Source organism: Gulosibacter sediminis (assembly GCF_023370115.1).
In the GTDB taxonomy this organism is placed as follows: Bacteria; Actinomycetota; Actinomycetes; order Actinomycetales; family Microbacteriaceae; genus Gulosibacter; species Gulosibacter sediminis_A.
The window spans coordinates 2,128,683-2,152,876 of the sequence record NZ_CP097160.1 but is presented as its reverse complement, the minus strand read 5'-3'; the positions used below and the strand labels follow the sequence as shown (position 1 = coordinate 2,152,876).

Below are 24,194 nucleotides of genomic sequence, written 5' to 3'. Positions count from 1 at the left end.
TTATTCATCTGTCCAAGTTCTATAGTTTCGATCCGCGCTGTATCGTGGAGCGATTCCAGTAACAGTCCTGAGGAGGACCCACAGTGGCCAAGGCCAAGTTCGAGCGGACCAAGCCGCACGTAAACATCGGAACGATCGGTCACGTCGACCACGGCAAGACGACGCTCTCCGCCGCAATCTCGAAGGTGCTTGCTGACAAGTACCCCTCGGACACGAACGTGCAGCGCGACTTCGCGACGATCGACTCGGCTCCGGAAGAGCGCCAGCGCGGTATCACGATCAACATCTCGCACATCGAGTACGAGACCCCGAAGCGTCACTACGCCCACGTTGACGCACCGGGTCACGCTGACTACGTGAAGAACATGATCACCGGTGCTGCCCAGATGGACGGCGCGATCCTCGTTGTCGCCGCCACCGACGGCCCGATGGCGCAGACCCGCGAGCACGTGCTGCTCGCCAAGCAGGTTGGCGTTCCCTACCTGGTTGCTGCCCTCAACAAGTCGGACATGGTTGACGACGAAGAGATCCTGGAGCTCGTCGAGCTCGAGGTCCGCGAGCTCCTCGCTTCGCAGGGCTTCGACGAGGACGCTCCTGTCGTTCGCGTGTCGGCGCTCAAGGCGCTCGAGGGCGACGAGAAGTGGGTCCAGTCGGTTCTCGAGCTCATGGAAGCTGTCGACGAGAACGTTCCCGACCCGGAGCGTGACCGCGAGAAGCCCTTCCTCATGCCGATCGAGGACGTTTTCACCATCACCGGTCGTGGCACCGTCGTGACCGGCCGCGCCGAGCGCGGTACCCTCGCCATCAACTCCGAGGTCGAGATCGTCGGCATCCGCCCGACGCAGAAGACCACGGTCACTGGTATCGAGATGTTCCACAAGCAGCTCGACGAGGCATGGGCCGGCGAGAACTGTGGCCTCCTGCTCCGCGGTCTCAAGCGTGAAGACGTTGAGCGTGGCCAGGTTGTCGTCAAGCCGGGTAGCGTGACCCCGCACACCAACTTCGAGGGCACTGCCTATATCCTCTCGAAGGACGAGGGTGGCCGTCACAACCCGTTCTACTCGAACTACCGCCCGCAGTTCTACTTCCGTACCACGGACGTGACCGGCGTCATCACCCTGCCCGAGGGCAAGGAAATGGTTATGCCTGGTGACACCGTTGACATCACGGTCGAGCTCATCCAGCCGATCGCCATGGAAGAGGGCCTCGGCTTCGCGATCCGTGAGGGTGGCCGCACCGTTGGTGCCGGTACCGTCACCTCGATCCAGAAGTAGTTTCTGACTCCGCTCTGCGGGCCGGACGCAATCGCGTACGGCCCGCAGTCGTTTTCCCGGCTTGTGGATAACCGGCTGGCCGGGTGGCAGTTTGCTGGCATGCTGGATTGCAGGGAACTTTCCTGCGGTTCGGGCACTCCAATGTCTAGGTGTGCCTTTAGGTCTGTGGCCATCGTGAATTCTGAGCAGCAAAAGGGTGAGGCATGTCGAACCAACAACCACCGAGCGACCCGTACGGGAACCAGTGGCGAGGAGTGCCGCCTGAGGGGGAGGGTGGCCAGGCCTGGCCCCAGCACGAGTGGAATCATCCGAATCAACTTGACGGCGGGTCGGCCTATGGGGCGGATGCGCAGGGGCAGCCGTATGGATCCGCACAGCAGGGATATGGCCAAGCGCAATCAGGCCAGCAGCCGGCATATGGTCAGCCGCAGAACTACGGCCAGGAAGGTCAGTACGGACAGGCCGAGCAGTTCGACCAGCAGCAGGGTTACGTCCCTCAGCAGGGCTACGGTCAGCAGCCGCAGTACGGCCAGAGCCAGCAGCAGTTCGGTCAGCCGCAGTACGGTTACCAGGCATCACAGGGATACGCGGGCAACGACGCGAACGCGGGTAACCCCTGGCAGCAGCAGGGTCAGGCGCCGAAGCGCCGGCGTAAGTGGCTCATCCCCGTCGCTGCGATTGCCGCCGTTGCGGTGATCGGCGGCGCGATCTGGGGCGGAATCGCACTCTTCAGCGGTCAGGGCCGGGGCGCCGCATCCGCGGAGGAAGCGGTCGACAAGCTCATCACGTCGGGAACCAACCTCGATTACCTCGGCTCATTCGCCATGGTCGCACCAAGCGAGGCCGACATCTTCACCACGGCGGCCGAGCGACTGCTCGCGAGCGACTTCGGCGATGTCGGGGACGGTGTCAGCCTGAGCGACGGTCTCGCCGACCTCGCCTCAGCGTCGACGACGAAGACCGAGGGGCTCGAGTACGAGACGGAGGAGCTCGCCGAGGGCGTTGAACGCGTGACTATCACTGCGGGCACGGTCACGGTCGATGGTGACCAGGAGGCGATTACTCAGGCAACCGAAAGCGTCATTCGCTCGCTCGCCTACGAGGGTGCACTGCTCGCTGGTGAGAGCGAAAGCGAAGCAGTCTCGGCTGCTGACGATGCCGCTGAGGAGGCGATGAGCGACTACAACTTCGACGACGAGTACCCGCAGACGTTCGACTTTGCCGACGAAGACTTCAACACGTTGATCTCGACGTACGAAGGCGGCAAGTGGTACGTGAGCATGATGCTGAGCGGTGCCGACTACGCGCTTGGTGGAATGAGTGGCGACAAGCTGTCGAGCCTTGACGTTGTCGAGGGGAATGGTGCCTCGGGCCCCGAAGAAGCCGGTATGCAGGCCCTCGAATCAGTGTTCGAACTAGGGCTCGGCGGCGGCGACTTCGACACGGCCGTTGCGACCTTCGCTCGGCCGGAACGACTCTTGTTCTCGATGTTCTCGCAGTCCTTCGGGTCGGGGAGCGGGTACAGCTCCTACAGCGACTACGAGTTTGGCGGCGGCTTCACAACGATCGATGTCAACGGGGTGACGATGATTCGTCCCGACAACATCACGATCGACGACGGCTATCAAACGATCACCATTGACGGCACCTGCTACGAAGTCAGCAATTCGTACTCTGAACCGATGTGCCTCGAAGACATCCCGGTTGTTAGCGCCCTGGGGCTCGACGAACTCGGTATCGCGGTGGTGCAGGAAGACTCCGGCTGGGTCGTCAGCCTCTACAAGACCGCCGAGGTGTGGCTCGACACTGCGGTGGAGAACTACCTCGTCCTCCGTGACGAGGGCCGTCTCGACGAACTGCAGTTCTAGCCGACGCTGACTACGCGGGGGCGCCACCAGAGAGATGCGGTTTTCTCGTGGAGATGCAGTTACAGCTGCATCTCCACGAGAAAACCGCATCTTTGTCACGGGGCCCGGCGCAGCGGCTGGTGGCGGTGTGCCGGCGGCCCCATCACAGGCCTTCAGCAAGACCACTTGACGAGCAGATGACGTGACCTCCCGGTCGCCCTGTGGAGGAGCCCCTGTTCAAAGTCGCCGGGCAAAGTCCCCGGCGAACTCTCGCTCGCTGCAGGATGAGCACATGGCACACCGCATCCTGCTCACCCGACGCGATCTCGACGGCCACGGCGCCTACTATCAGCACGCGCGAGCCGACGACGCCGGCGGATGCGGCGGACAGGGTGGATGCGGCGGGCGAGACGGGTGTGCGGGTGCGTCGGAAACGGCGGTAGGGTGGTGGGGGGGCGGAGCGCGGTGAAGGTGCCGCGCGGACCGTCTGGCGGAGGCCCGGAATGGCGGGCGAGAAATCGCGACACGCCCGGGTTGCATGAACTTGAAATGTCGGGCTAGACTAAACCAGTTCAACATTCCTGTTGTGCCGTGGTGCTGTTGTGCCCGGCCTGCAGCAGGATCACTGCCGAACACGTGACTCGCCGCCCGACTCTTTCGGAGGCAGGCGGGTCCGGCGGCAGGAGAGCACGGCTCCGGTGCGTACCGGAAACACCGAGGTGCAAACCTCGACCGTATCCCCGCGTGCCGTACATCAGCCTGAGCGCACGCGCTCCGGGCAGGTGAACTTGACAGATAAACAGTGGTGCACTTTTCAGCTGGTCACAGCCGAGATTGCATGTGAGGCCAAACCGGCCCGAACGAATTAGGAGTAGGACATGGCGGGACAGAAGATCCGCATCCGACTGAAGTCGTATGACCACGAGGTCATCGACAGCTCCGCGCGCAAGATCGTCGACACGGTTACTCGCGCTGGTGCCTCCGTCATTGGGCCCGTCCCGCTTCCGACGGAAAAGAGCGTGGTGACGGTTATCCGTTCGCCCCACAAGTACAAGGACAGCCGCGAGCAGTTCGAGAAGCGCACCCACAAGCGCCTGATCGACATTGTCGACCCCACTCCGAAGGCTGTCGACTCGCTCATGCGCCTCGACCTTCCGGCCGATGTCAACATCGAGATCAAGCTCTAGAGGGATTCATGTCTACCGCTACTAAGACCTACAAGGGGCTGCTCGGCACCAAGCTGGGCATGACCCAGCAGTGGGACGCAGAGAACCGTCTCGTCCCCCTCACCGTTATTCAGGTGAGCCCCAACGTCGTGACCCAGATCCTGACGCAGGAAAAGAACGGCTACGACGCCATTCAGATCGCCGCGGGCGCTATCGAGCTCCGCAAGGTTTCGCAGCCCCTCGCCGGCCACTTCAAGGCCGCAGGTGTGACGCCGCGTCGCCACGTCACTGAAATCCGCACCGCTGACGCCGCAGACTACGAGCTCGGCCAGGAGCTCAACGTCGACCTTTTCGAGGCCGGCCAGCTCGTCGACGTCGTTGGTACGTCGAAGGGTAAGGGTTTCGCGGGCACCATGAAGCGCCACAACTTCAAGGGTGTTGGCGCATCGCACGGTGCTCACAAGAACCACCGCAAGCCCGGCTCGATCGGTGCTTCGGCCACCCCGAGCCGTGTCTTCAAGGGCACGCGCATGGCTGGCCGCATGGGTCACGACCGCGTGACCGTCCAGAACCTCACCCTCCACGGCATCGACGTGGAGCGGGGTCTGCTGCTGGTCAAGGGTGCCGTTCCCGGCGCCAAGGGCCGCCTCGTTTTCGTCCGTAACGCAGTGAAGGGGGCCTAGCCAAATGGCTGCCAACACCATTGATGTCCTCGACGCAACCGGCAAGAAGTCGGGCACCGTTGAGCTCCCCGCCGAGCTCTTCGACGTCGAGCTGAACGTCCCCCTCGTGCACCAGGTGGTCGTGGCCCAGCAGGCCGCAGCGCGCCAGGGCACGCACAAGACCAAGAACCGTGGCGAGCGCTCGGGCGCCGGCCGCAAGCCGTTCAAGCAGAAGGGCACGGGTAACGCCCGTCAGGGTTCGATCCGCATGCCGCAGCACCGCGGCGGTGGCATCGTTCACGGCCCGACCCCGCGTGACTACTCGCAGCGCACCCCCAAGAAGATGGTTGCCGCAGCCCTGCTGCAGTCGCTGTCGGACCGCGCCCGCGGTGGCCGCGTGCACGTGTTCACCGAACTCGTGACCGGCGAGGTTCCCTCGACCAAGGCTGCGATTTCGGCTTTCCGTACCGCTGCCGAGGGCCGCAACGTGCTCGTCATCGTCGAGCACGACGACCTTCTCACCCGCCGTTCGGTGCGCAACATCGAGCACGCTCACGTGCTCTCGGCGGACCAGCTGAACGCATACGACGTGCTCGTTGCCGATGACGTGGTCTTCCTCAAGAGCGCGTTCGACGGCTTCGTCGCCGCGAAGACCAACAAGGAGCTGCAGGCATGAGCGACATCTACAAGGACCCGCGCGATGTCATCATCCGCCCGGTGATCTCGGAGAAGAGCTACGGCCTCATCGACCAGGGCAAGTACACCTTCGAGGTGGCACCCGACGCGAACAAGACCGAGATCAAGATCGCGATCGAGCGCATCTTCGACGTGCAGGTTGACCGCATCAACACCCTTAACCGTCAGGGCAAGACTCGCCGGACTCGCTTCGGCATGGGCAAGCGCAAGGACACCAAGCGCGCCATCGTGACCCTGAAGTCCGGCACTATCGACATCTTCTCGAACGTCGGCTAACCGGAGGACTGAGTAAAAATGGCGATTCGTAATTTCAAGCCCACGACTCCCGGTCGTCGTGGCGGTTCGGTCTCGGAGTTCACCGAGATCACCCGCTCGACCCCCGAGAAGTCGCTGCTGCGCCCGCTGCCCAAGACCGGTGGCCGCAACAACCAGGGTCGTATCACGACCCGTCACATCGGTGGTGGCCACAAGCGCCAGTACCGTGTGATCGACTTCCGTCGCAACGACAAGGACGGCGTCAACGCGAAGGTCGCGCACATCGAGTACGACCCGAACCGTACCGCTCGCATCGCGCTCCTGCACTACTTCGACGGCACCAAGCGATACATCATCGCGCCGAACAAGCTCAAGCAGGGCGACATCATCGAGTCGGGCGCTAACGCCGACATCAAGCCCGGCAACAACCTGCCGCTGCGCAACATCCCGACCGGTACCGTCGTGCACGCCGTTGAGCTGCGCCCCGGTGGCGGCGCGAAGCTCGGCCGCTCGGCCGGCGCCTCGATCCGCCTCGTCGCGAAGGACGGCCCCTACGCCCAGCTGCGCCTCCCCTCGGGTGAGGTCCGCAACGTGGATGCACGCTGCCGCGCGACCGTCGGCGAGGTTGGTAACGCTGAGCAGTCGAACATCGACCTCGGTAAGGCCGGCCGCAAGCGCTGGAAGGGCGTTCGCCCGACCGTGCGTGGTGTCGTCATGAACCCGATCGACCACCCGCACGGTGGTGGTGAGGGTCGCACCTCGGGTGGTCGCCACCCGGTGAGCCCGTGGGGTCAGCCTGAGGGCCGCACCCGCAAGCCCAACAAGGATTCGGACAAGCTCATTGTCCGCCGCCGCCCGACTGGCAAGAAGCGCAAGTAGTAGGAGTTCAAGAAGATGCCTCGCAGTCTGAAGAAGGGCCCCTTCGTTGACGAGCACCTGCTGCAGAAGGTGCTGAAGCAGAACGAAGCCGGTTCGAAGAATGTCATCAAGACCTGGTCGCGCCGATCGATGATTGTGCCCGACATGCTCGGCCACACCATCGCGGTGCACGACGGTCGCAAGCACATCCCGGTATTCGTTACCGAGACGATGGTTGGCCACAAGCTCGGTGAGTTCGCACCGACCCGTACCTTCCGCGGTCACGTGAAGGACGACAAGAAGGGTCGCCGCCGCTAAGCGGGGGCGTGAAGGAGGAAATTATGGTGGAGTCGATCGCCCGCGCGCGTCACATCCGCGTTACCCCTCAGAAGGCTCGCCGCGTCGTCAACCTGATCCGCGGCAAGCAGGCGCTCGAAGCGCTTGCCATTCTGAAGTTTGCACCGCAGGGTGCTTCGGAGCCGGTGTACAAGGTCGTGGCCTCGGCCATCGCCAACGCCCGCGTCAAGGCAGACAACTCGAACGAGTTCCTTGACGAGCGTGACCTGTACGTCAGCACCGCATTCGTCGATGAGGGTGTCACCCTCAAGCGTTTCCGTCCGCGCGCCCAGGGGCGTGCCGGTCGTATCAACAAGCGCACCAGCCACATCACGGTCATTGTCTCGACCCCCGAGACCGAAGAGCAGAAGGCGGCGAACTAATGGGCCAGAAGATCAATCCGTACGGCTTCCGCCTCGGTGTCACCACTGACCACCGTTCGCGCTGGTACGCCGACTCGACCAAGCCCGGTCAGCGCTACTCGGACTACGTGAACGAGGACATCCGCATCCGGACGCACCTCACCGAGTCGCTTGACCGCGCCGGCATCGCGTACATCGCCATCGAGCGCACCCGCGACCGCGTCCGCGTCGACATTCACACCGCCCGCCCGGGCATCGTGATCGGTCGCCGCGGTGCGGAGGCCGAGCGCATCCGCGGTGAGCTCGAGAAGCTCACCGGCAAGCAGATCCAGCTGAACATCCTCGAGGTCAAGAACCCCGACCAGGAAGCTCAGCTCGTCGCACAGGGAATCGCTGAGCAGCTTGCAGCACGTGTGGCCTTCCGCCGCGCGATGCGCAAGGGTCTGCAGAGCGCCCAGCGCGCCGGCGCCAAGGGTATTCGTATCCAGGTGTCGGGCCGTCTGGGTGGCGCTGAAATGAGCCGCTCGGAGTTCTACCGCGAGGGCCGCGTGCCCCTGCACACCCTCCGCGCCAACATCGACTACGGCTTCTACGAGGCCAAGACCACCTACGGTCGCATCGGTGTCAAGGTGTGGATCTACAAGGGTGACCTCACCAACAAGGAGCTTGCTCGCGAGCAGGCCAACCAGAAGTCGTCACGCGACAACCGTGGCGACCGTCCGCGTCGCAACCGCCGCAACAACGAGCAGGTTGCCGCAGGAGCGGAGGCGTAAGACATGCTGATTCCACGACGAGTTAAGTACCGCAAGCAGCACCACCCCGGCCGTTCCGGCCAGGCAACCGGTGGCACCAAGGTCTCCTTCGGTGAGTACGGCATCCAGGCCCTGAGCCCGGCATACGTGACGAACCGCCAGATCGAGGCCGCACGTATCGCCATGACCCGCCACATCAAGCGTGGCGGCAAGGTCTGGATCAACATCTACCCGGACCGCCCGCTCACCAAGAAGCCCGCCGAAGTCCGCATGGGTTCCGGTAAGGGTTCGCCCGAGTGGTGGGTCGCCAACGTCAAGCCCGGTCGCGTCCTCTTCGAGGTCGGCGGCGTTGACGAAGAACTGGCCCGCGAAGCACTCATGCGCGCAATCCACAAGCTGCCGCTCAAGGCACGCATCATTACCCGTGAGGAAGGCGAGTAGACATGGCGATTGGATCGAAGGAGCTCGCCATCACCGAGCTCGACACCTTTGAGAACGGCCGTCTTACCGACGAGCTGAAGAAGGCCAAGGAAGAGCTGTTCAACCTGCGCTTCCAGGCCGCCACCGGCCAGGGCGAAGAGCGTGGCCGCATCCGCGCCGTGAAGCGCGACATCGCTCGCATCTACACGGTTATCCGTGAGCGCGAGCTCGGCATCCGTGCGACTCCGGCCCCGGCTGAGAAGCCGGCCAAGAAGACTCGCGCGAAGAAGGCTGAGAAGGCCGAGAACGAGGAGACCAACTAATGGCTGAGACCACGAACGCGTCGGCTGCCGAGGTCAACGAGGCTGCCGCGCAGCACCGCAACTACCGCAAGACCCGCCGCGGCTACGTCACCAGCGACAAGATGGAAAAGACCATCACCGTGCTGGTCGAGGACCGCGTGAAGCACCCCCTTTACGGCAAGGTGCTCCGCCGCTCCACCAAGATCAAGGCGCACGACGAGGAGAACACCGCCGGCATCGGCGACCTCGTGCTCATCGCCGAGACCCGTCCCCTCAGCGCCTCCAAGCGCTGGCGGCTGGTCGAGATCCTCGAGAAGGCCAAGTAGGCCCCGGCCTACGAAGCCTGGACACAGCCAAGGAGACTGACACATGATTCAGCAGGAATCCCGCCTCCGCGTCGCCGACAACACCGGCGCCAAGGAGATCCTCACCATCCGCGTTCTGGGTGGCTCGGGTCGCCGCTACGCCGGCCTCGGTGACGTCATCGTCGCGACCGTCAAGGACGCGATCCCCGGCGGCAACGTGAAGAAGGGCGATGTCGTCAAGGCAGTCGTCGTTCGCACGAAGAAGGCCACCCGTCGCGTTGACGGTTCGTACATCAAGTTCGACGAGAACGCTGCCGTGATTCTCAAGAACGACGGTGAGCCGCGCGGTACGCGCATCTTCGGCCCGATCGGCCGCGAGCTGCGCGACAAGCGGTTCATGAAGATTATTTCGCTCGCTCCGGAGGTGCTCTAACTCATGGCGAAGATTCGCAAGGGCGACCTCGTCGAGGTCATCAGCGGTGGCGACAAGGGCAAGCAGGGCAAGGTCCTCGAGGTCCTCGTCGCGCAGAGCCGCGTCATCGTTGAAGGCGTCAACTACGCCACGAAGCACACTCGCGTCGGCCAGACGCAGCGTGGTTCGAAGACCGGTGGCATCGAGACCGTCGAGGCCCCCATCCACGTTTCGAACGTTGCACTCGTGAACCCCGAGACCGGCAAGCCCGCCCGCGTGGGCGTCAAGGTCGAAGAGGTCACCGAGGGTGGCGTTACCAAGACGGTTCGTACCCGTGAGTTCAAGGCGTCGCGTCGCGACAGCGCAGCTGCCGCGCCGGCGAAGAAGACCACGAAGAAGGCCGCAGCAAAGAAGGACAGCGAGTAGCAGATGACTGACACTGCCACGGCGGCTGGCAAAATCCAGCCCCGACTCAAGGTCAAGTACCGCAACGAACTCAAGGCCAAGCTCCAGGAGGAGCTCGGTGTTGCCAACGTGCACCAGATTCCGGCGCTCGAGAAGATCGTCGTGAACATGGGTGTTGGCGAGGCAGCTCGTGACGGCAAGGTGATCGAGGGTGCGATCAGCGACCTCACCCAGATCACCGGCCAGAAGCCGAAGGTGACCCGCGCACGCAAGTCGATCGCGCAGTTCAAGCTTCGCGAAGGCCAGCCCATCGGCACCCACGTCACCCTCCGCGGTGACCGCATGTGGGAGTTCCTCGACCGCCTGCTGGCGCTCGCGCTGCCCCGTATCCGCGACTTCCGCGGTCTCTCGGACAAGCAGTTCGACGGCAACGGCAACTACACCTTTGGTCTCACGGAGCAGGTTATGTTCCACGAGATCGATCCGGACCGGATCGACCGCACCCGCGGTATGGACATCACCGTGGTCACCACCGCGAAGGACGACGAGAGCGGCCGCGCACTGCTTCGCGCTCTCGGCTTCCCCTTCACCGCGGGCCTGAAGTAGACTCTACGTTTGGCCCATTGCCCGCCGGGAACCCTCGGCGGGCAACACCACAGGTCGGCGTGCCGTGTACGGCGCGTCGAAACCAGGCGAAAGGAAATATCGAGTCATGACTATGACCGACCCCGTCGCAGACATGCTTACCCGTCTGCGCAACGCGAGCAACGCCCACCACGACGCAGTGTCGATGCCGGGTTCGAAGCTCAAGAAGAACATCGCAGAGATCCTCAAGCGCGAGGGATACATCACCGACTGGAGCGTCGAGAACGCCCGCGTCGGCGAGACCCTCAACCTCTCGCTCAAGTTCGGCCAGGACCGCCGTCCCGCTCTGTCGGGCATCAAGCGCGTTTCGAAGCCGGGCCTGCGCGTCTACGCGAAGTCGACCGAGCTGCCCACCGTTCTTGGTGGCCTCGGCATCGCGATCCTGTCCACTTCCTCCGGCATGCTGACTGACCGCGAGGCCGAGCAGAAGGGCGTGGGTGGGGAAGTCCTCGCCTACGTGTGGTGATTAAGAATGTCGCGTATTGGACGTCTTCCCATCGAAATCCCCGCCGGCGTCGAGGTCAAGCTTGACGGCGCACTCGTCTCGGTTAAGGGCCCCAAGGGTGAGCTCAGCCTCACCGTTGCCGAGCCCATCGAGGTGAAGGTCGAAGAGGGCCAGGTGCTCGTCACCCGCCCCGACGACGAGCGTGAGTCGCGTGCCCTGCACGGCCTGACCCGCACCCTCATCTTCAACAACATCATTGGCGTGACCGCCGGCTACACCAAGGACCTCGAGGTCGTTGGTACCGGTTACCGCGTGATGGCCAAGGGCTCGGACCTCGAGTTCGCACTCGGCTTCTCGCACCCGGTCAACGTGCCCGCCCCCGAAGGCATCACCTTCAAGGTCGAGGGTCAGAACAAGATCTCGATCCAGGGCATCGACAAGCAGCTGGTCGGCGAGACCGCTGCGAACATCCGCAAGATTCGTCCGCCGGAGCCCTACAAGGGCAAGGGCATCCGCTACGCGGGCGAGCAGGTACGCCGCAAGGCCGGAAAGGCTGGTAAGTAAGCATGGCTCAGCAGAGCAAGCAGGCCGCCCGTGGCCGTCGCCACAACCGGCTGCGCAAGAAGATCGAGGGCACCGCAGCGCGCCCCCGTCTGTCCGTTACCCGTTCCGCTCGCCACGTGTTCGTCCAGGTCATCGACGACGCGAAGGGGCACACCCTCGCTTCGGCATCGACCATGGAAGCCGAGCTTCGCAGCTTCGACGGTGACAAGACCGCCAAGGCTCGTCGCGTAGGTGAACTGGTTGCCGAGCGCGCCAAGGAAGCCGGAGTCGAGACCGTCGTGTTCGACCGCGGTGGAAACAAGTACGCCGGCCGTGTCGCCGCGATTGCCGATGGAGCACGAGAGGCAGGGCTGAACCTGTGACCGAGAACAACACGAACAACGTCCCTGACAACATGACCGACACCCCGGTTGAGACCGCCGCTTCGAGCGAGACCAACCAGCGTGAGGATGGACGCGAGCGCCGCAGCGGCAACCGCGACCGTCAGCAGCGCGACGGTGGCCGTGGCGGCCGTGGTGGCCGTGGCCGTGACGACGACAAGGCGAACGAATTCCTCGAGCGCGTTGTCACCATCAACCGCGTCTCCAAGGTCGTTAAGGGTGGTCGTCGCTTCAGCTTCACCGCGCTCGTCGTCGTTGGCGACGGTAACGGTCTCGTGGGCGTCGGCTACGGCAAGGCTCGCGAGGTGCCCCTGGCAATCTCGAAGGGTGTCGAGGAAGCGAAGAAGAACTTCTTCCGCGTTCCCCGCGTGCTCAAGACCATCCCGCACCCCGTGCAGGGTGAGGCCGGCGCTGGCGTCGTCCTCCTCCGCCCGGCCGCACAGGGTACCGGTGTTATCGCCGGTGGTCCCGTCCGCGCCGTGCTCGAGTGCGCTGGTATCCACGACGTCCTGAGCAAGTCGCTCGGCTCGTCGAACACCATCAACATCGTTCACGCGACGGTTGAGGCGCTCAAGCTGCTCGAAGAGCCGCGAGCCGTCGCCGCCCGTCGTGGCCTCGACGTCGAGCACGTCGTGCCGGAGCGCATCCTGCGCGACCAGGCACGCGCCGCTGACGAGGCCGCCAAGGCTGCAAAGGTTGGTGCCTAATGGCTACGACTCTCAAGGTGACCCAGATCAAGTCGGTCATTAGCGAAAAGCAGAACCAGCGCGAAACCCTGCGCTCGCTCGGCCTGAAGCGCATCGGCGACTCGGTTGTTCGTGAGGACAGCCAGCAGCTGCGTGGCTATGTGCGTGCGGTCGCTCACCTGGTCAAGGTTGAGGAGATCAACGAATAATGACGAACAACGAGAACACGACCGGACCCGAGGACGGCAAGCTCAAGCTGCACGACCTCCGTCCGGCTCCGGGAGCCAAGAAGTCGCGCATCCGTAAGGGTCGCGGTGAGGGCTCGAAGGGCAAGACCGCTGGTCGCGGTACCAAGGGTTCGAAGGCACGTACCACCGTGCGTCTCGGATTCGAGGGTGGCCAGATGCCGCAGCACATGCGTACCCCGAAGCTGCGCGGGTTCAAGAACCCGTTCCGCAAGGAGTACCAGGTGGTGAACCTGTTCCAGCTGGAGCAGGCCTACCCCCAGGGTGGCGACGTCACAATCGAGGACCTCGTGAAGAAGGGCCTCGTTCGCAAGAACGAGCTCGTCAAGGTGCTCGGTACTGGCGAGGTAACCGTTAAGCTGAATGTTGCCGTCGACAAGGTCTCGAGCTCAGCAGAGCAGAAGATCGTCGACGCTGGCGGCTCCATCAAGTAATTTCCCGAGAACGGGGCCGGCTTTCACCGGCCCCGTTCTCGTTTGTCCACATTAGGAAAGCAGGCTTCCCGCGTGTTCAGTGCTATCTCACGGGTGTTCCGAACGCCGGATCTTCGACGCAAGATCCTGTTCACACTCGGCATGATCGCCCTTTACCGGTTGGGTACCACCATCCCGGCACCGCACGTGAACTTCGCGAACGTGCAGACCTGTGTGGACGGCATGAACACCGACGGACAGACCAACCTGTTCTCGATGCTCAACCTCTTCTCGGGCGGCGCGCTCATGCAGCTGTCGATCTTCGCGCTCGGCATCATGCCGTACATCACCGCGTCGATCATCATTCAGCTGCTCCGCGTCGTCGTGCCGCACTTTGAGGCGCTCCACAAGGAGGGCCAGTCGGGCCAGACGAAGCTGACGCAGTACACGCGTTACCTCACCATCGCTCTCGCGGTGCTGCAGGCAACCACGCTGCTCACCGTCGCCCGCACGGGTGGCCTCTTCGGTGCGAACACCGACGCGGCCTGCTCGAACGTCCTCGACCTCGTCGCCGAGACGACCGGCTTCGATGTGACGACCAACATCATCCGCATGGTGATCATGGTCACCGCGATGACTGCGGGCACCGCGGCCATCATGTGGTTCGGCGAGCTCATCACCGAGCGCGGCGTCGGCAACGGCATGTCGCTGCTCATCTTCACCTCGATCTGCGCCTCGTTCCCGCAGGCCATGTGGTCGCTCATGAGCGGCACCGGCGGCGGCATCACCTTCGCGGTCATCATCGTGCTCGCGTTCCTCGTGCTCGTGGCCGTCATCTACGTCGAACAGTCGCAGCGCCGCATCCCGGTGCAGTACGCGCGCCGCATGGTCGGTCGCCGCACCTACGGCGGCCAGTCGACCTACATCCCGATCAAGGTGAACCAGGCGGGCGTGATCCCGGTCATCTTCGCCTCGTCGCTGCTGATGCTGCCGTCGCTCGTCGCGCAGTTCAACACGCCGACCGATGGCACGACCGCCCCCGAGTGGGTCATCTGGATTCAGAACAACTTCGTTTCGGGCGACACGTGGCCATACATGCTCACGTACTTCCTGCTCATCATCGGCTTCGCGTACTTCTACGTCTACATCGCGTTCAACCCCGACGAGGTCGCCGAGAACATGCGCCGCCAGGGCGGCTTCGTGCCCGGCATCCGTGCCGGCCAGCCGACCGCCGATTACCTCGCGCACGTGCTCAACCGAATCACCTTCCCGGGGTCGATTTACCTCGGAATTATCGCGCTGCTGCCGCTCATCGCGCTCGCCACCGTTTCGGCGAACCAGAACTTCCCCCTCGGCGGTGCGTCTATCCTGATCCTCGTTGGTGTCGGTCTTGAAACTGTGAAACAGATCGACGCCCAGCTCCAGCAACGCAACTACGAAGGACTTCTGCGATGACGCAAACTGCACCCGCTCGACTGCTGATTGTTGGCCCTCCCGGCGCGGGCAAGGGCACCCAGGCAACCGGCCTCGCCGAGGCCTACGGCATCCCCGCGATCTCAACCGGAGACATCTTCCGCGAGAACATCAAGAACGGCACCGAGCTCGGCAAGAAAGTGCAGGAGATCACCGCCGCTGGTGAGCTCGTGCCCGACTCGCTGACGAACGAGCTCGTGCAGGACCGCATCGGCCAGGACGACGCCAAGGGCGGCTTCCTGCTCGACGGCTACCCGCGCACGCTCGGCCAGGTCGAGTTCCTCACGGGGCTGCTCGAGGCCGAGGGTCAGGCAATCGACGCCGTGGTGCAGCTCGAGGTCGACACGGATGCAGTCGTCGCCCGCCTGCTCAAGCGTGCGCAGGAGCTCGGTCGCGTCGATGACACCGAAGAGGTCATCCGCCACCGCCAGGACGTCTACGCGAACGAGACGGCGCCGATCCTCGGCGTGTACGAACAGCGTGGCTCGCTCGTCAAGGTGGACGGCATGGGCTCGGTCGAGGAAGTCGCGCAGCGCATCCTCGACGCGCTCGAGGCACGCGTGCCGCGCGCCTAACAGCTCTTCATCAAGAGGGGGTGAAACCGAACAGGTTCACCCCCTCTCGTCGTGCGCGGCAGGTCTAGCATTCCCTCTTGGATGGTCCACAGAGAGGGCAGCATGGAAGTTCAGCTTCTCGACCAAGAGGATGCGCGCTGGCCGACGTTGCTCGCACGCGTGCGGCACGACATCGACCACCTGCCCTGCTATCTCGCGGCGAGCGACCGCCGGCGGGGGAGCACCTCCGTGCTCGCGCACGTGCGCGACGGCGACAACGTGTTCGCCGTGCCCTTGCGGTTCATCGAGCTGCCGGATGGGATGCGGGACGCGGTCTCAGCGGAGCTGCGCGCATCCCCGCTCTGCACCGAGGGCACGAGCGCCCAGTGGCGTCAGGCCGCCATCCGCGCTCTGCTCGAGTATCTGCGGAGCAGGGGCACCGTGTCGTTGTTCTTGCGCTTTCATCCGTTGCTCGAAGGCCACCGCAGTGACTTTGCCGCCTTCGGCGCCATCGTCGAGCACGGCGCGACCTACGACATTCCCCTCGATCACCCGCTCGAGGAGATTCGGGCGAACATGCGGCGCAGCCACCGCCAGAGCATCCGCAAGTTCCGGGCGTGCGACTTCCGCTTCGAGCGTGAGCCTGCCTGTGACAACCTCGCGGCGTTTCACGAGCTCTACGAACTCTCGATGCAGCGGGTGCACGCGCGCGACGAGTACCGCTTCTCACTCGGCTACTTCGAGGATGTTGTCGTCGCGCTCGGCGACCGGGTCGCGCTCTGGGTGCTCCGCTCGGGCGAGCAGATCGTCGCGGCGCACCTCGTGACCGACTGCTGCGGCATCGTGCAGGGGCTCTACGCGGGCGTGCATCCTGACTTCCACAGCCAGGTGCCGCAGGTGGCGCTCTACGACCAGGAACTCGAGTGGGCCCAGGCGACGGGGCACCGCGACTACTTCATCGGCGGCGCGGGCACCGAATCGCTGCACCAGTTCAAGGCCGGCATTACGAAGGTGCGGCCCGTCGAGTACAGCGCGCGCATCGTCGTGAACCACACCGAGTTTGGGCGACGCTGCGAGGCGTGGCAGCAGCGCACGGGCCTGCTCGTCGGCCGCACTGACGAATTCTTCCCGCCGTACCGCGACAGCACGCGCATCGAGGTCGTGGCGGGGCATACTGCGGGGTGAAAGCTAGCGACATCCGCGGGTGAACCCGCAGATTTCTGAGAGTCTCGAAGCACGGCGGCCGACGACACCCCGCAAGGCCGCAGCGGCCGAGAGGGGCGCTGGAGCGCATGCAAGCACAACTACTCGACATCGGTGACGAGCGGTGGGATGCGCTGCTTGCAACTGTGCAGCACGACGTGGACCACCTGCCGGCTTACCTCGCGGCGCACGACGCCTTCCGGGGAGGGGCCTCGCAGCTTGCCGTCGTCGAGGATGACGTGGGTGCCTTGCTCGTGCCCCTGCGCATCCTGGGAAGGAACGGCGGGAGTCTCGATGCGGCCTCGTCGGAGGTGCGCTCGGCGCCCCTGTTTACCGACGGCACCTCGATCGAGTGGCGACGGGAGGCGATTCGCGAGCTGCTGATATTTCTGCGCCGCCGCGGCGTCGTCTCGCTGTTTCTCCGGTTTCACCCGCTGCTCGACTCGTCGGCGGCTGAGTTCTCGCGATTCGGCGCGGTCGTCGAGCACGGACCGACCTTCAACATCCAGCTCGACCGGCCGCTCGACGATATCCGCGCCGCGATGAGCAAGAGCCACCGGCGGGGCATTCGGAAGTTTCAGGCGGCCGGCTATGACTATTCCCCCGACCCTGATTGGGAGGCGCTGCCTGACTTTCATGCCATCTACGCGCAAACCATGGAGCGTGTGGGCGCGAGTGATGACTTCCGTTTCACACTCGACTATTTCGAGCGGCTCCGCGACACCCTGAGCGATCACGTGTCGCTTTGGACGCTCGAAGTCGACGGTCTCCTCGCCATGGGCGGCATCGTCACCGAGTGCGGCGGGATCGTCCAGGGCCTCTACGGCGCGGTGAACGCCGAGTTTCACGGTGAAATTCCGCAGATCGGCTCCTACGACGCCGAGGTGCAGTGGGCGCTCGCCCGCAGAGCGCAAAACTACTTCTTCGATGGCGCCGCGTACGAGTCGCTGCGGCGATTCAAGGCCGGTATGACCACACATCAGCCGGTTTCCTCGAGCGCGCGCATCGTCATCGACCCCGTTGAATTCGGGCGGCAATGCGCCGCCTGGGAGCTCGTCGCGGAGCGTCCGGTGCCCCACAGCGACGACTTCTTCCCACCGTATCGACGGACCGGGGTGACCGGCAGGGGTGAAAGGCACGCTGCGACGGTGGAGGCCGACGAGCCGTCTGCAACGATCAGAGATCTGGCGGGGTCGTAGACCGCGATCAACCGCATGAGAAGGGTAGTCGTTGCGTTGGACGTTGAATTCCTTGAACTCGCTGACCCGCGCTGGCCGGCACTCCTGAGCCGCGTGCGACACGACATCGATCATCTGCCGGCCGCACTCACTGCCTACGATGCCTTCCGCGGCGTGTCCTCGCAGCTCCTCATGGTCGAGGATGCGGAGGGCACGACACCGCAGTGGCGCAGGCAGGCGATCGGCGAGCTCCTTGACTTCCTGCAGCTGCGCGGCGTTGTGACGCTCTTCCTTCGCCTGCATCCGCTGCTTGACTCCGCCGAGGCCGACCTCGCCCGCTTCGGCGCGATCGTTGACCACGGCCCGACTTTCGATATCCCACTCGACCGCCCCCTCGAAGAGATCCGGGGCGGCATGCGGATGAACCACCGGCGGGGCATCCGCTCGTTTCACGCCAATGGGTTCAGCTGCGAGCCCGACACTGAGTGGCGGTACCTGGACGAGTTCTACCACCTGTACTCGCTCGAGTTCTTCGAGCAGCTCCGCGACGGCCTCGGTGACATCGCCGAGCTGCTCTACGTCGGTGCGAACCCGCAGTACCAGCAGCAGGTGCCACAGATCGGACTCTACGACCGCGAACTCGAGTGGGCGCACGGGCAGGGCCTGCACGATTACTTCCTCGACGAAGGGGCACACGAATCGCTGCGGCACTTTAAGGCGGGAATCACGAAGGTGCAGCCGATCGCGTCGAGCGCGCGCATCGTCGTCGACCCGGTCGAATACGGCCGACTCTGCGCCCTTTGGGAGCGAGAACACGAGCGGGTCGTCGGGCGCACCGACGGCTTCTTCCCGCCGTACCTGCAGCCCGCCGAATCGAGTATGGACGAGCCCGCCCGTGCCTGACTTCACTGTGCTCGTGGCCTCAGGTGGGCGCCGCCCCTACCTGGTGCGCTGGTTCCGCGACGCGCTGCGGCGCAACGGTGTCGCGGGCCGTGTCATTGTCGCCGACCTTGACCCGTTCTCGCCCGCGGCCGCCGTCGCCGATGCCTTCGTCGAGGCCTTGCCGGTCACCGACCCCGGCTACGCCGACTGGCTCGAGGCGACGCTGCGGCGCGGGGCGGTGACGCTCGCAGTGAGCATCAACGACTTTGAACTCTCGCGTTGGGCCCGCCTCGACGAGCGGCCCGCCTTCGACGTGCTCGTGCGGCTCGACGCCGAGCACCAGCGCATCGTCGAAGACAAGCTCGCGACGGCCCAGTTGCTCGCGAACGCCGGCGTGACGAGCCCCGAGACGCTGCTCGCATCGACGGCACTGCGCCTCGGCGTCTCGGCGTTGAGCGAGCGTCTCGGCGCCGATGAGTTCGTCGTGAAGGGGCGCTTCGGCAGCGGCTCCCGTGGCCTCGGGTTCGCGAGCGCCGCATCCCTGCCCGAGGCCATCGCCCGCGCGCGCGGCGAGGTGACCCACCGCGACGGCCGAAGCGAGCCCGAACCCGACGCCGCCGACGAACTCATCGTTGTGCAGCCGCGGCTGCGGGGCGTCGAGCACGGCGTCGACGTCGTGACCGACTTGCGCGGCGAGTTCGCGACCGCGCTCGTGCGCCGCAAGATCGCGATGCGCGCCGGCGAAACCGACCGCGCCGAATCGGTCGACGCGACGCCCTACCTCGAGCTCGCGCGCGGCGTCGCGCGAGCCCTCGGGCACCGCGGGCTCGTCGATCTCGACGTGATCCGTACGGATGCGGGGGAGCTGTCGGTCATCGACGTCAACCCGCGCTTCGGCGGCGGCTACCCGCTCTCGCACGTCGCCGGGGCCGACATCCCCGCCGCCTACGTGGCGTGGGGCCTCGGCCGCGACCCCGAACCCGACTGGCTCCGCACCCGACCGGGCACGATCGCGGCGAAGGCCGTCGAGGTGCTGGCTGTCGCAACCGACCGCATCCCTCAGGAGGACCCCCATGGCGCAGCCGCGAGTGTATGACGTCGTGAAGCGCGGGCTCGACATCGTCGCGGCGACTGCCGGGCTCATCTTGCTCGCGCCGGTGATCGCGGGCACCGCGCTCGCGGTGCGCACGAAGCTCGGCGCGCCGGTGCTGTTTCGGCAGGCGCGGGCCGGCCGGGACGGGCGCACCTTCACGCTGCTGAAGTTCCGCAGCATGCTCGACGACCGGGATGCGCAGGGTCGCCTGCTCGAGGACGAGGATCGCCTCACGCCATTCGGCAGCGCGCTGCGCTCGTCGAGCCTCGACGAGCTGCCGTCGCTCTGGAACGTGCTGCGCGGCGACATGAGCGTCGTCGGGCCCCGGCCGTTGCTCGTGCACTACCTCGACGGCTACACGCCCCGGCAGGCGCGCCGCCACGAGGTGCGCCCCGGCATCACCGGGCTCGCGCAGGTGAGCGGCCGCAACTCGCTCGAGTGGGACGAGATCTTCGAACTCGACGTCGAGTACGTCGACCACCGCAGCGCGGGCCTCGACCTGCGCATCCTCGGGCGCACCATCGCGACCGTGCTGAAGCGCGACGGCATCTCGGCCGAGGGCCACGCGACCCGCGAAGCGTTTCGCGAGGAGCCCACGGCATGATCCCGACGCCCGCCTTCGTGGTCGACGAGCCGCTGCTCGCGCTGTTCGCCGAGCGGTTCGAGTCGGCGCTCGAGCGGCATTGGCCGAACTCGATCCTGTCGTACTCGTTCAAGACGAACGCGCTGCCGTGGCTGATCTCGTACCTGCGCGAACGCGGCTTCTGGGCCGAGGTGGTCTCCGACCACGAGTACGAGCTCGCGCTCGCCCTCGGCTACCCGGCCGAGCGCATCGTCTACAACGGCCCGGTGAAGGGCCGCGAGCGGCTGCGCGCGGCGCTCGCGGCGGGGTCGATCGTGAACCTCGACGCGAAGCGCGAGGTCGAGTGGGCCGCCGAGCTCGGCCGAGAGCTGCCGGATGCACAGCTCGCCGTTGGCCTGCGGGTGAACTGGGACCTCGAGGCCCGCGTGCCGGGCGAGAGCACGACGGGCGCGGCGGGCAGCCGCTTCGGCTTCAACGTCGACAACGGCGAGCTCGATGAGGCGATCGCGCGGCTGCGCGCCGGGGGAGTGCGCCTCGCGGGGTTGCACATGCACCGCAACTCGCGCAGTCAGGCGGTTGACGTGTACCGTGCATCCGCCACCCTCGCCGCCGAGCTCATCGCCGAGCGCGGGCTCGAGCTCGACTGGGTCGACATCGGCGGTGGCTTCTTCGGCAGCGTCGACGGCCGCCCGACCTTCGATGACTACGTCGGCGCCATTCTCGAGTGCCTCGCGGGCGCCGTTGACCCTGCGCGCACGCGGCTGATCGTCGAACCGGGCGGCTCGCTCACGGCGGTGCCGATCGAGTTTCACGCGAGCGTCGTCGATGTGAAGTGGGTGGGCGACAGCCGCTTCGTCGTGACCGACACGAGCCGCACCGACCTCGACCCGCTGTTTCGCCGGAGCCGGCCCTTCGCCGTCGACCTCACCACGACGTCGACGGCGACCGTCCCCTCGCAGATCGTCAGCGGCTTCACCTGCATGGAGGACGACCGCCTCCTCACGCTCGAGGGTGCGCCCGGACTGCGAGTCGGCGACCGGCTCGTCTTCCGCAACGTCGGCGCCTACACGATGTCGTACCAGTCGACCTTCATCGAGCTGCCGCCCGCGGTCTACGTGCGCGACGCTACTGGCGCCTACACGCAGGTCCGCGAGCGAGCATCCGTCGCTGACTACCTCCGAGGCAACACCTGGCTCCCTGCCCGGATTCTGGCGCGTTAGTTGGCGAAGGCGTTTTGGCCCGTGAGGTGCTGGCCGATGATGAGGGTGTGGACCTCGTCGGTGCCTTCGTAGGTGCGCACTGACTCGAGGTTGTTCGCGTGGCGCAGCACGGAGTTCTCGAGCAGGATGCCGTTGCCGCCCAGGATCGTGCGCGCCTCGCGGCAGATGTCGATCGCGGCGCGGCAGTTGTTGAGCTTGCCGACCGAGATCATGTGGCGCTCGAGCTTGCCGGCGTCCTTGAGGCGGCCGATGCGCAGTGAAAGCAGCTGGCCCTTGACGATCTCGAGTGCCATGTCGGTGAGCTTCTTCTGGGTGAGCTGGAACGACGAGAGCGGCCGGTTGAACTGGTGGCGCTCGCCGGCGTAGCTCGCGGCCTTCTCGAAGGCGTCGCGGGCGGCGCCCATCGCGCCCCACACGATGCCGTAGCGGGCCTCATTGAGGCACTCGAACGGTGCGCGCAGGCTCGTCGCGCCCGGCAGGCGGTCGGCCTCGGTGAGGCGGATGTTGTCGAAGGTGAGCTCGGTCTGGATCGACGCGCGCATCGACAGTTTCGGCTCGAGCGCCTTCGCGGAGAAGCCCTCGGCGTCGGTCGGAACGATGAAGCCGCGCACGCCCTCGTCGGTCTTCGCCCACACAATGGCGATCTGCGCGATCGTGCCGAGGCCGATCCAGCGCTTCGAGCCGTTGAGCACCCAGCCGTCGCCATCTCGCACGGCGGTCGTCTGCATCCCGGCCGGGTCGCTGCCGGCCTCGGGCTCGGTGAGGCCGAAGCAGCCGACGACGCGGCCGGCGGCCATCTCGGGCAGCCAGTGCTGCTTCTGCTCCTCAGAGCCGTGCTTCGCGATCGCGCTCATCGCGAGCGAGCCCTGCACCGACACGAAGGTGCGCAGGCCCGAGTCGCCCGCCTCGAGCTCCTGCATCGCGATGCCGTATTCGGTCGCGCTGCGGCCGGCGCAGCCGTAGCCCTGAATGTGCATGCCGAGCAGGCCGAGCTCGGCCATCTCGGGGATGATCTCGGTCGGGAACACGGCGTCCTCGTACCACTGCTCGATGTTCGGGCGGATGCGACGGTCGACGAATTCGCGCACGCGGTCGCGCAGCGCGAGCTCCTCTTCGGTGAACTCGGCTTCGAGATTGAGCAGGTCGGTCAGTTCAGACATTGCTGGGCCTTTCGGTGTTCGGGGCGTCGGTGTCTCGGTAGCGCGCGCGGATCTCGTCGCCGTCGGCGTCGAGGGCTGGCGGGCCGACGAGGGGCAGGGGGAACTCGGGGGTGTAGCGGATGGGGTGGCGCAGGCCGCTCGACGCAACGCCGTCGCGCTCGAGCGGCACGACGGGGTCGATGCCGAGCTCCTGCGCGAGGGCGATGCCCTCGGCGATCGTGTTCACCTTACCGACGGCGAGGCCCGCGGGCACGAGCTGGTCTTGCCACTCGGCCGCCGGCTTCGCGGCGAGGGCCTCGCTGAGCAGTGGGCGGAGCTCTTCGCGATGCTCGACCCGCAGCGGGTTCGTCGCGAAGCGCTCGTCGTCGGCGAGCTGCGGCACGCCGAGCTCGCGCACGAACACGCGGAACTGCTTGTCGTTGCCGACCGCGACGGCGAGCTCGCCCTCGGCGCACGGCAGCGACTCGTAGGGGCAGATCGACGGGTGCATGTTCCCCAGGCGGGTGGGCGAGGCGCCGGCGCCGACGACGGCCTGCGACTGGTTCGCGAGGGCCTGCTGGATGCTCGAGAGCAGATTGACCTCGACGTGCATGCCCGTGCCGGTCGCGTCGCGGTGACGGAGCGCCGCGAGCACGCCGATGGTGAGATCCTTCGCGGCGAGGATGTCGACGAGCGCGACGCCGACCTTCATGGCCGCGCCGTCGCGCTCGCCGGTGACGTGCATGAGGCCGCTGAGTGCCTGCACGACGAAGTCGTAGCCGGGGCGGCTCGCGCCGCCGGTCGAGCCGAAGCCCGAGATCGTGGCGGTGACAATGCGGGGGTTGAGTTCGCGCATCGTCTCGTGGCCGATGCCGAGGCGGTCGAGTGCGCCCGGCAGGAAGTTGTCGACGGCGATGTCGGCGTCGCGGATGAGCCCGCGCACGACGCGCAGATCGTCTGCGTTTGTGAAATCCAGCGCAACCGATTGTTTATTGCGATTCGCCGTCTGGAAGTAGGTGGCCGTGCCGTCCTCGGCGTAGGGAGGGCCCCAGGTGCGGGTGTCATCGCCCGCGCCCGCGCGCTCGACCTTGACCACCTCGGCGCCGAGGTCGGCGAGCGTCATTGCGGCCATCGGGCCGGCGAGAATCCGCGAAAGATCAAGCACGCGCAAGCCCGCGAGGGGTCCGGCCGGCTGTTGTGGTGTCGTCATGTTGCTCCCCGGGGCCGCGCATCGTTGCGCGCGATCCCCGTTGTCATCGTAGGCAGTCAGACCGGGTCAGTTCCAATCCTCAACTGAAACTCATTCGTTTAATCTGCAGTGGTCGGATGCGATTCGAAGATGTATGTTTGCAATACGCGCAATATCTGGCAAATTAACGGCGAATTTCGGAGCTTCCAACGACGTCTGTCAAGGAAGATCGCCCCAGGAGGTGAAAACT

General features: G+C 65.6%; 31 protein-coding genes and 1 pseudogene. 30 read left to right on the top strand and 2 right to left on the bottom strand.

Annotated features, from left to right (window positions below; genetic code table 11):
• Positions 1–83: 83 nt before the first annotated feature.
• The 30 genes and pseudogenes from tuf (at position 84) to M3M28_RS09795 (ending at position 21,616) form a co-directional block, all read left to right on the top strand.
• Positions 84–1,274 (top strand): elongation factor Tu, encoded by a 1,191-nt coding sequence (gene tuf, locus M3M28_RS09940; RefSeq protein ID WP_249386307.1) that lies wholly within the window; start codon positions 84–86, stop codon positions 1,272–1,274.
• A gap of 203 nt (positions 1,275–1,477) precedes the next feature.
• A complete protein-coding gene (locus M3M28_RS09935; protein ID WP_249386306.1) occupies positions 1,478–3,142 on the top strand; it encodes a hypothetical protein in 1,665 nt (554 codons plus the stop codon).
• Between the two features lie 857 nt (positions 3,143–3,999).
• Entirely contained in the window at positions 4,000–4,308 is a 309-nt protein-coding gene (rpsJ, locus tag M3M28_RS09930) for a 30S ribosomal protein S10 (RefSeq protein WP_019619551.1), read from the top strand.
• 8 nt (positions 4,309–4,316) lie between these two features.
• Positions 4,317–4,970, top strand: a complete 654-nt coding sequence (rplC, locus tag M3M28_RS09925) for a 50S ribosomal protein L3 (RefSeq protein WP_249386305.1) — start codon at positions 4,317–4,319, stop codon at positions 4,968–4,970.
• 4 nt (positions 4,971–4,974) lie between these two features.
• Positions 4,975–5,625: a 50S ribosomal protein L4 gene (rplD, locus tag M3M28_RS09920; protein WP_249386304.1), complete on the top strand. Its 651-nt coding sequence runs from the start codon at positions 4,975–4,977 to the stop codon at positions 5,623–5,625.
• Positions 5,622–5,921: a 50S ribosomal protein L23 gene (gene rplW, locus M3M28_RS09915; protein ID WP_125106972.1), complete on the top strand. Its 300-nt coding sequence runs from the start codon at positions 5,622–5,624 to the stop codon at positions 5,919–5,921. The genes rplD and rplW overlap by 4 nt, the downstream gene beginning before the upstream one ends.
• Before the next feature lie 18 nt (positions 5,922–5,939).
• Positions 5,940–6,779 carry a 50S ribosomal protein L2 gene (gene rplB / locus M3M28_RS09910; protein ID WP_249386303.1) on the top strand — a complete coding sequence of 280 codons (840 nt, stop codon included), beginning with the start codon at positions 5,940–5,942 and terminating at the stop codon, positions 6,777–6,779.
• Between the two features lie 15 nt (positions 6,780–6,794).
• Entirely contained in the window at positions 6,795–7,076 is a 282-nt protein-coding gene (gene rpsS, locus M3M28_RS09905) for a 30S ribosomal protein S19 (RefSeq protein WP_019619546.1), read from the top strand.
• 23 nt (positions 7,077–7,099) lie between these two features.
• Entirely contained in the window at positions 7,100–7,477 is a 378-nt protein-coding gene (gene rplV, locus M3M28_RS09900; RefSeq protein WP_125106974.1) for a 50S ribosomal protein L22, read from the top strand.
• Positions 7,477–8,229, top strand: coding sequence for a 30S ribosomal protein S3 (rpsC, locus tag M3M28_RS09895; protein ID WP_249386302.1), 753 nt, complete (start codon positions 7,477–7,479; stop codon positions 8,227–8,229). The genes rplV and rpsC overlap by 1 nt, the downstream gene beginning before the upstream one ends.
• A 3-nt stretch (positions 8,230–8,232) precedes the next feature.
• Positions 8,233–8,649: a 50S ribosomal protein L16 gene (gene rplP / locus M3M28_RS09890; RefSeq protein ID WP_125106976.1), complete on the top strand. Its 417-nt coding sequence runs from the start codon at positions 8,233–8,235 to the stop codon at positions 8,647–8,649.
• A gap of 2 nt (positions 8,650–8,651) precedes the next feature.
• The gene (rpmC, locus tag M3M28_RS12740; RefSeq protein WP_283255704.1) at positions 8,652–8,951 is read left to right on the top strand and encodes a 50S ribosomal protein L29; all 300 of its coding nucleotides are present in this window, start codon (positions 8,652–8,654) and stop codon (positions 8,949–8,951) included.
• Positions 8,951–9,256, top strand: a complete 306-nt coding sequence (gene rpsQ, locus M3M28_RS09880) for a 30S ribosomal protein S17 (RefSeq protein WP_249386301.1) — start codon at positions 8,951–8,953, stop codon at positions 9,254–9,256. The genes rpmC and rpsQ overlap by 1 nt, the downstream gene beginning before the upstream one ends.
• 43 nt (positions 9,257–9,299) lie before the next feature.
• On the top strand, positions 9,300–9,668 hold the full coding sequence (rplN, locus tag M3M28_RS09875) for a 50S ribosomal protein L14 (protein ID WP_125106979.1): 369 nt from the start codon (positions 9,300–9,302) through the stop codon (positions 9,666–9,668).
• A 3-nt stretch (positions 9,669–9,671) separates the two neighbouring features.
• A pseudogene (gene rplX / locus M3M28_RS09870) lies at positions 9,672–10,010 on the top strand (50S ribosomal protein L24); the annotation flags it as partial.
• 66 nt (positions 10,011–10,076) lie between these two features.
• Entirely contained in the window at positions 10,077–10,658 is a 582-nt protein-coding gene (gene rplE, locus M3M28_RS09865; protein ID WP_249386300.1) for a 50S ribosomal protein L5, read from the top strand.
• Between the two features lie 106 nt (positions 10,659–10,764).
• Positions 10,765–11,163 (top strand): 30S ribosomal protein S8, encoded by a 399-nt coding sequence (rpsH, locus tag M3M28_RS09860; RefSeq protein ID WP_249386299.1) that lies wholly within the window; start codon positions 10,765–10,767, stop codon positions 11,161–11,163.
• A 6-nt stretch (positions 11,164–11,169) separates the two neighbouring features.
• Positions 11,170–11,706 carry a 50S ribosomal protein L6 gene (gene rplF, locus M3M28_RS09855; RefSeq protein WP_249386298.1) on the top strand — a complete coding sequence of 179 codons (537 nt, stop codon included), beginning with the start codon at positions 11,170–11,172 and terminating at the stop codon, positions 11,704–11,706.
• Positions 11,707–11,708: 2 nt separating this feature from the next.
• Positions 11,709–12,068 carry a 50S ribosomal protein L18 gene (gene rplR / locus M3M28_RS09850; protein WP_249386297.1) on the top strand — a complete coding sequence of 120 codons (360 nt, stop codon included), beginning with the start codon at positions 11,709–11,711 and terminating at the stop codon, positions 12,066–12,068.
• 32 nt (positions 12,069–12,100) lie between these two features.
• Positions 12,101–12,793 (top strand): 30S ribosomal protein S5, encoded by a 693-nt coding sequence (rpsE, locus tag M3M28_RS09845; protein WP_283255719.1) that lies wholly within the window; start codon positions 12,101–12,103, stop codon positions 12,791–12,793.
• A complete protein-coding gene (rpmD, locus tag M3M28_RS09840; RefSeq protein WP_125106985.1) occupies positions 12,793–12,981 on the top strand; it encodes a 50S ribosomal protein L30 in 189 nt (62 codons plus the stop codon). The genes rpsE and rpmD overlap by 1 nt, the downstream gene beginning before the upstream one ends.
• Positions 12,981–13,451, top strand: coding sequence for a 50S ribosomal protein L15 (rplO, locus tag M3M28_RS09835; protein ID WP_249386296.1), 471 nt, complete (start codon positions 12,981–12,983; stop codon positions 13,449–13,451). The genes rpmD and rplO overlap by 1 nt, the downstream gene beginning before the upstream one ends.
• Before the next feature lie 72 nt (positions 13,452–13,523).
• On the top strand, positions 13,524–14,885 hold the full coding sequence (gene secY / locus M3M28_RS09830) for a preprotein translocase subunit SecY (RefSeq protein ID WP_249386295.1): 1,362 nt from the start codon (positions 13,524–13,526) through the stop codon (positions 14,883–14,885).
• A complete protein-coding gene (locus tag M3M28_RS09825; protein ID WP_249386294.1) occupies positions 14,882–15,478 on the top strand; it encodes an adenylate kinase in 597 nt (198 codons plus the stop codon). Before secY ends, M3M28_RS09825 begins: the two co-directional genes overlap by 4 nt.
• Before the next feature lie 102 nt (positions 15,479–15,580).
• Entirely contained in the window at positions 15,581–16,642 is a 1,062-nt protein-coding gene (locus M3M28_RS09820; protein ID WP_249386293.1) for a GNAT family N-acetyltransferase, read from the top strand.
• 164 nt (positions 16,643–16,806) lie between these two features.
• Positions 16,807–17,859: a GNAT family protein gene (locus tag M3M28_RS09815; RefSeq protein ID WP_249386292.1), complete on the top strand. Its 1,053-nt coding sequence runs from the start codon at positions 16,807–16,809 to the stop codon at positions 17,857–17,859.
• A 153-nt stretch (positions 17,860–18,012) separates the two neighbouring features.
• Positions 18,013–18,741, top strand: coding sequence for a hypothetical protein (locus M3M28_RS09810; RefSeq protein ID WP_249386291.1), 729 nt, complete (start codon positions 18,013–18,015; stop codon positions 18,739–18,741).
• Positions 18,734–19,816 (top strand): ATP-grasp domain-containing protein, encoded by a 1,083-nt coding sequence (locus M3M28_RS09805; RefSeq protein ID WP_249386290.1) that lies wholly within the window; start codon positions 18,734–18,736, stop codon positions 19,814–19,816. Before M3M28_RS09810 ends, M3M28_RS09805 begins: the two co-directional genes overlap by 8 nt.
• Positions 19,794–20,417: a sugar transferase gene (locus M3M28_RS09800; RefSeq protein ID WP_249386289.1), complete on the top strand. Its 624-nt coding sequence runs from the start codon at positions 19,794–19,796 to the stop codon at positions 20,415–20,417. Before M3M28_RS09805 ends, M3M28_RS09800 begins: the two co-directional genes overlap by 23 nt.
• The gene (locus M3M28_RS09795; protein WP_249386288.1) at positions 20,414–21,616 is read left to right on the top strand and encodes a type III PLP-dependent enzyme domain-containing protein; all 1,203 of its coding nucleotides are present in this window, start codon (positions 20,414–20,416) and stop codon (positions 21,614–21,616) included. The genes M3M28_RS09800 and M3M28_RS09795 overlap by 4 nt, the downstream gene beginning before the upstream one ends.
• Here M3M28_RS09795 and M3M28_RS09790 read toward each other — a convergent pair.
• Positions 21,613–22,776 (bottom strand): acyl-CoA dehydrogenase family protein, encoded by a 1,164-nt coding sequence (locus tag M3M28_RS09790; RefSeq protein ID WP_249386287.1) that lies wholly within the window; start codon positions 22,774–22,776, stop codon positions 21,613–21,615. The two genes, M3M28_RS09795 and M3M28_RS09790, sit on opposite strands and share 4 nt — an antisense overlap.
• Positions 22,769–23,965 carry a CaiB/BaiF CoA transferase family protein gene (locus M3M28_RS09785; RefSeq protein ID WP_249386286.1) on the bottom strand — a complete coding sequence of 399 codons (1,197 nt, stop codon included), beginning with the start codon at positions 23,963–23,965 and terminating at the stop codon, positions 22,769–22,771. Before M3M28_RS09785 ends, M3M28_RS09790 begins: the two co-directional genes overlap by 8 nt.
• Positions 23,966–24,194: the final 229 nt, after the last annotated feature.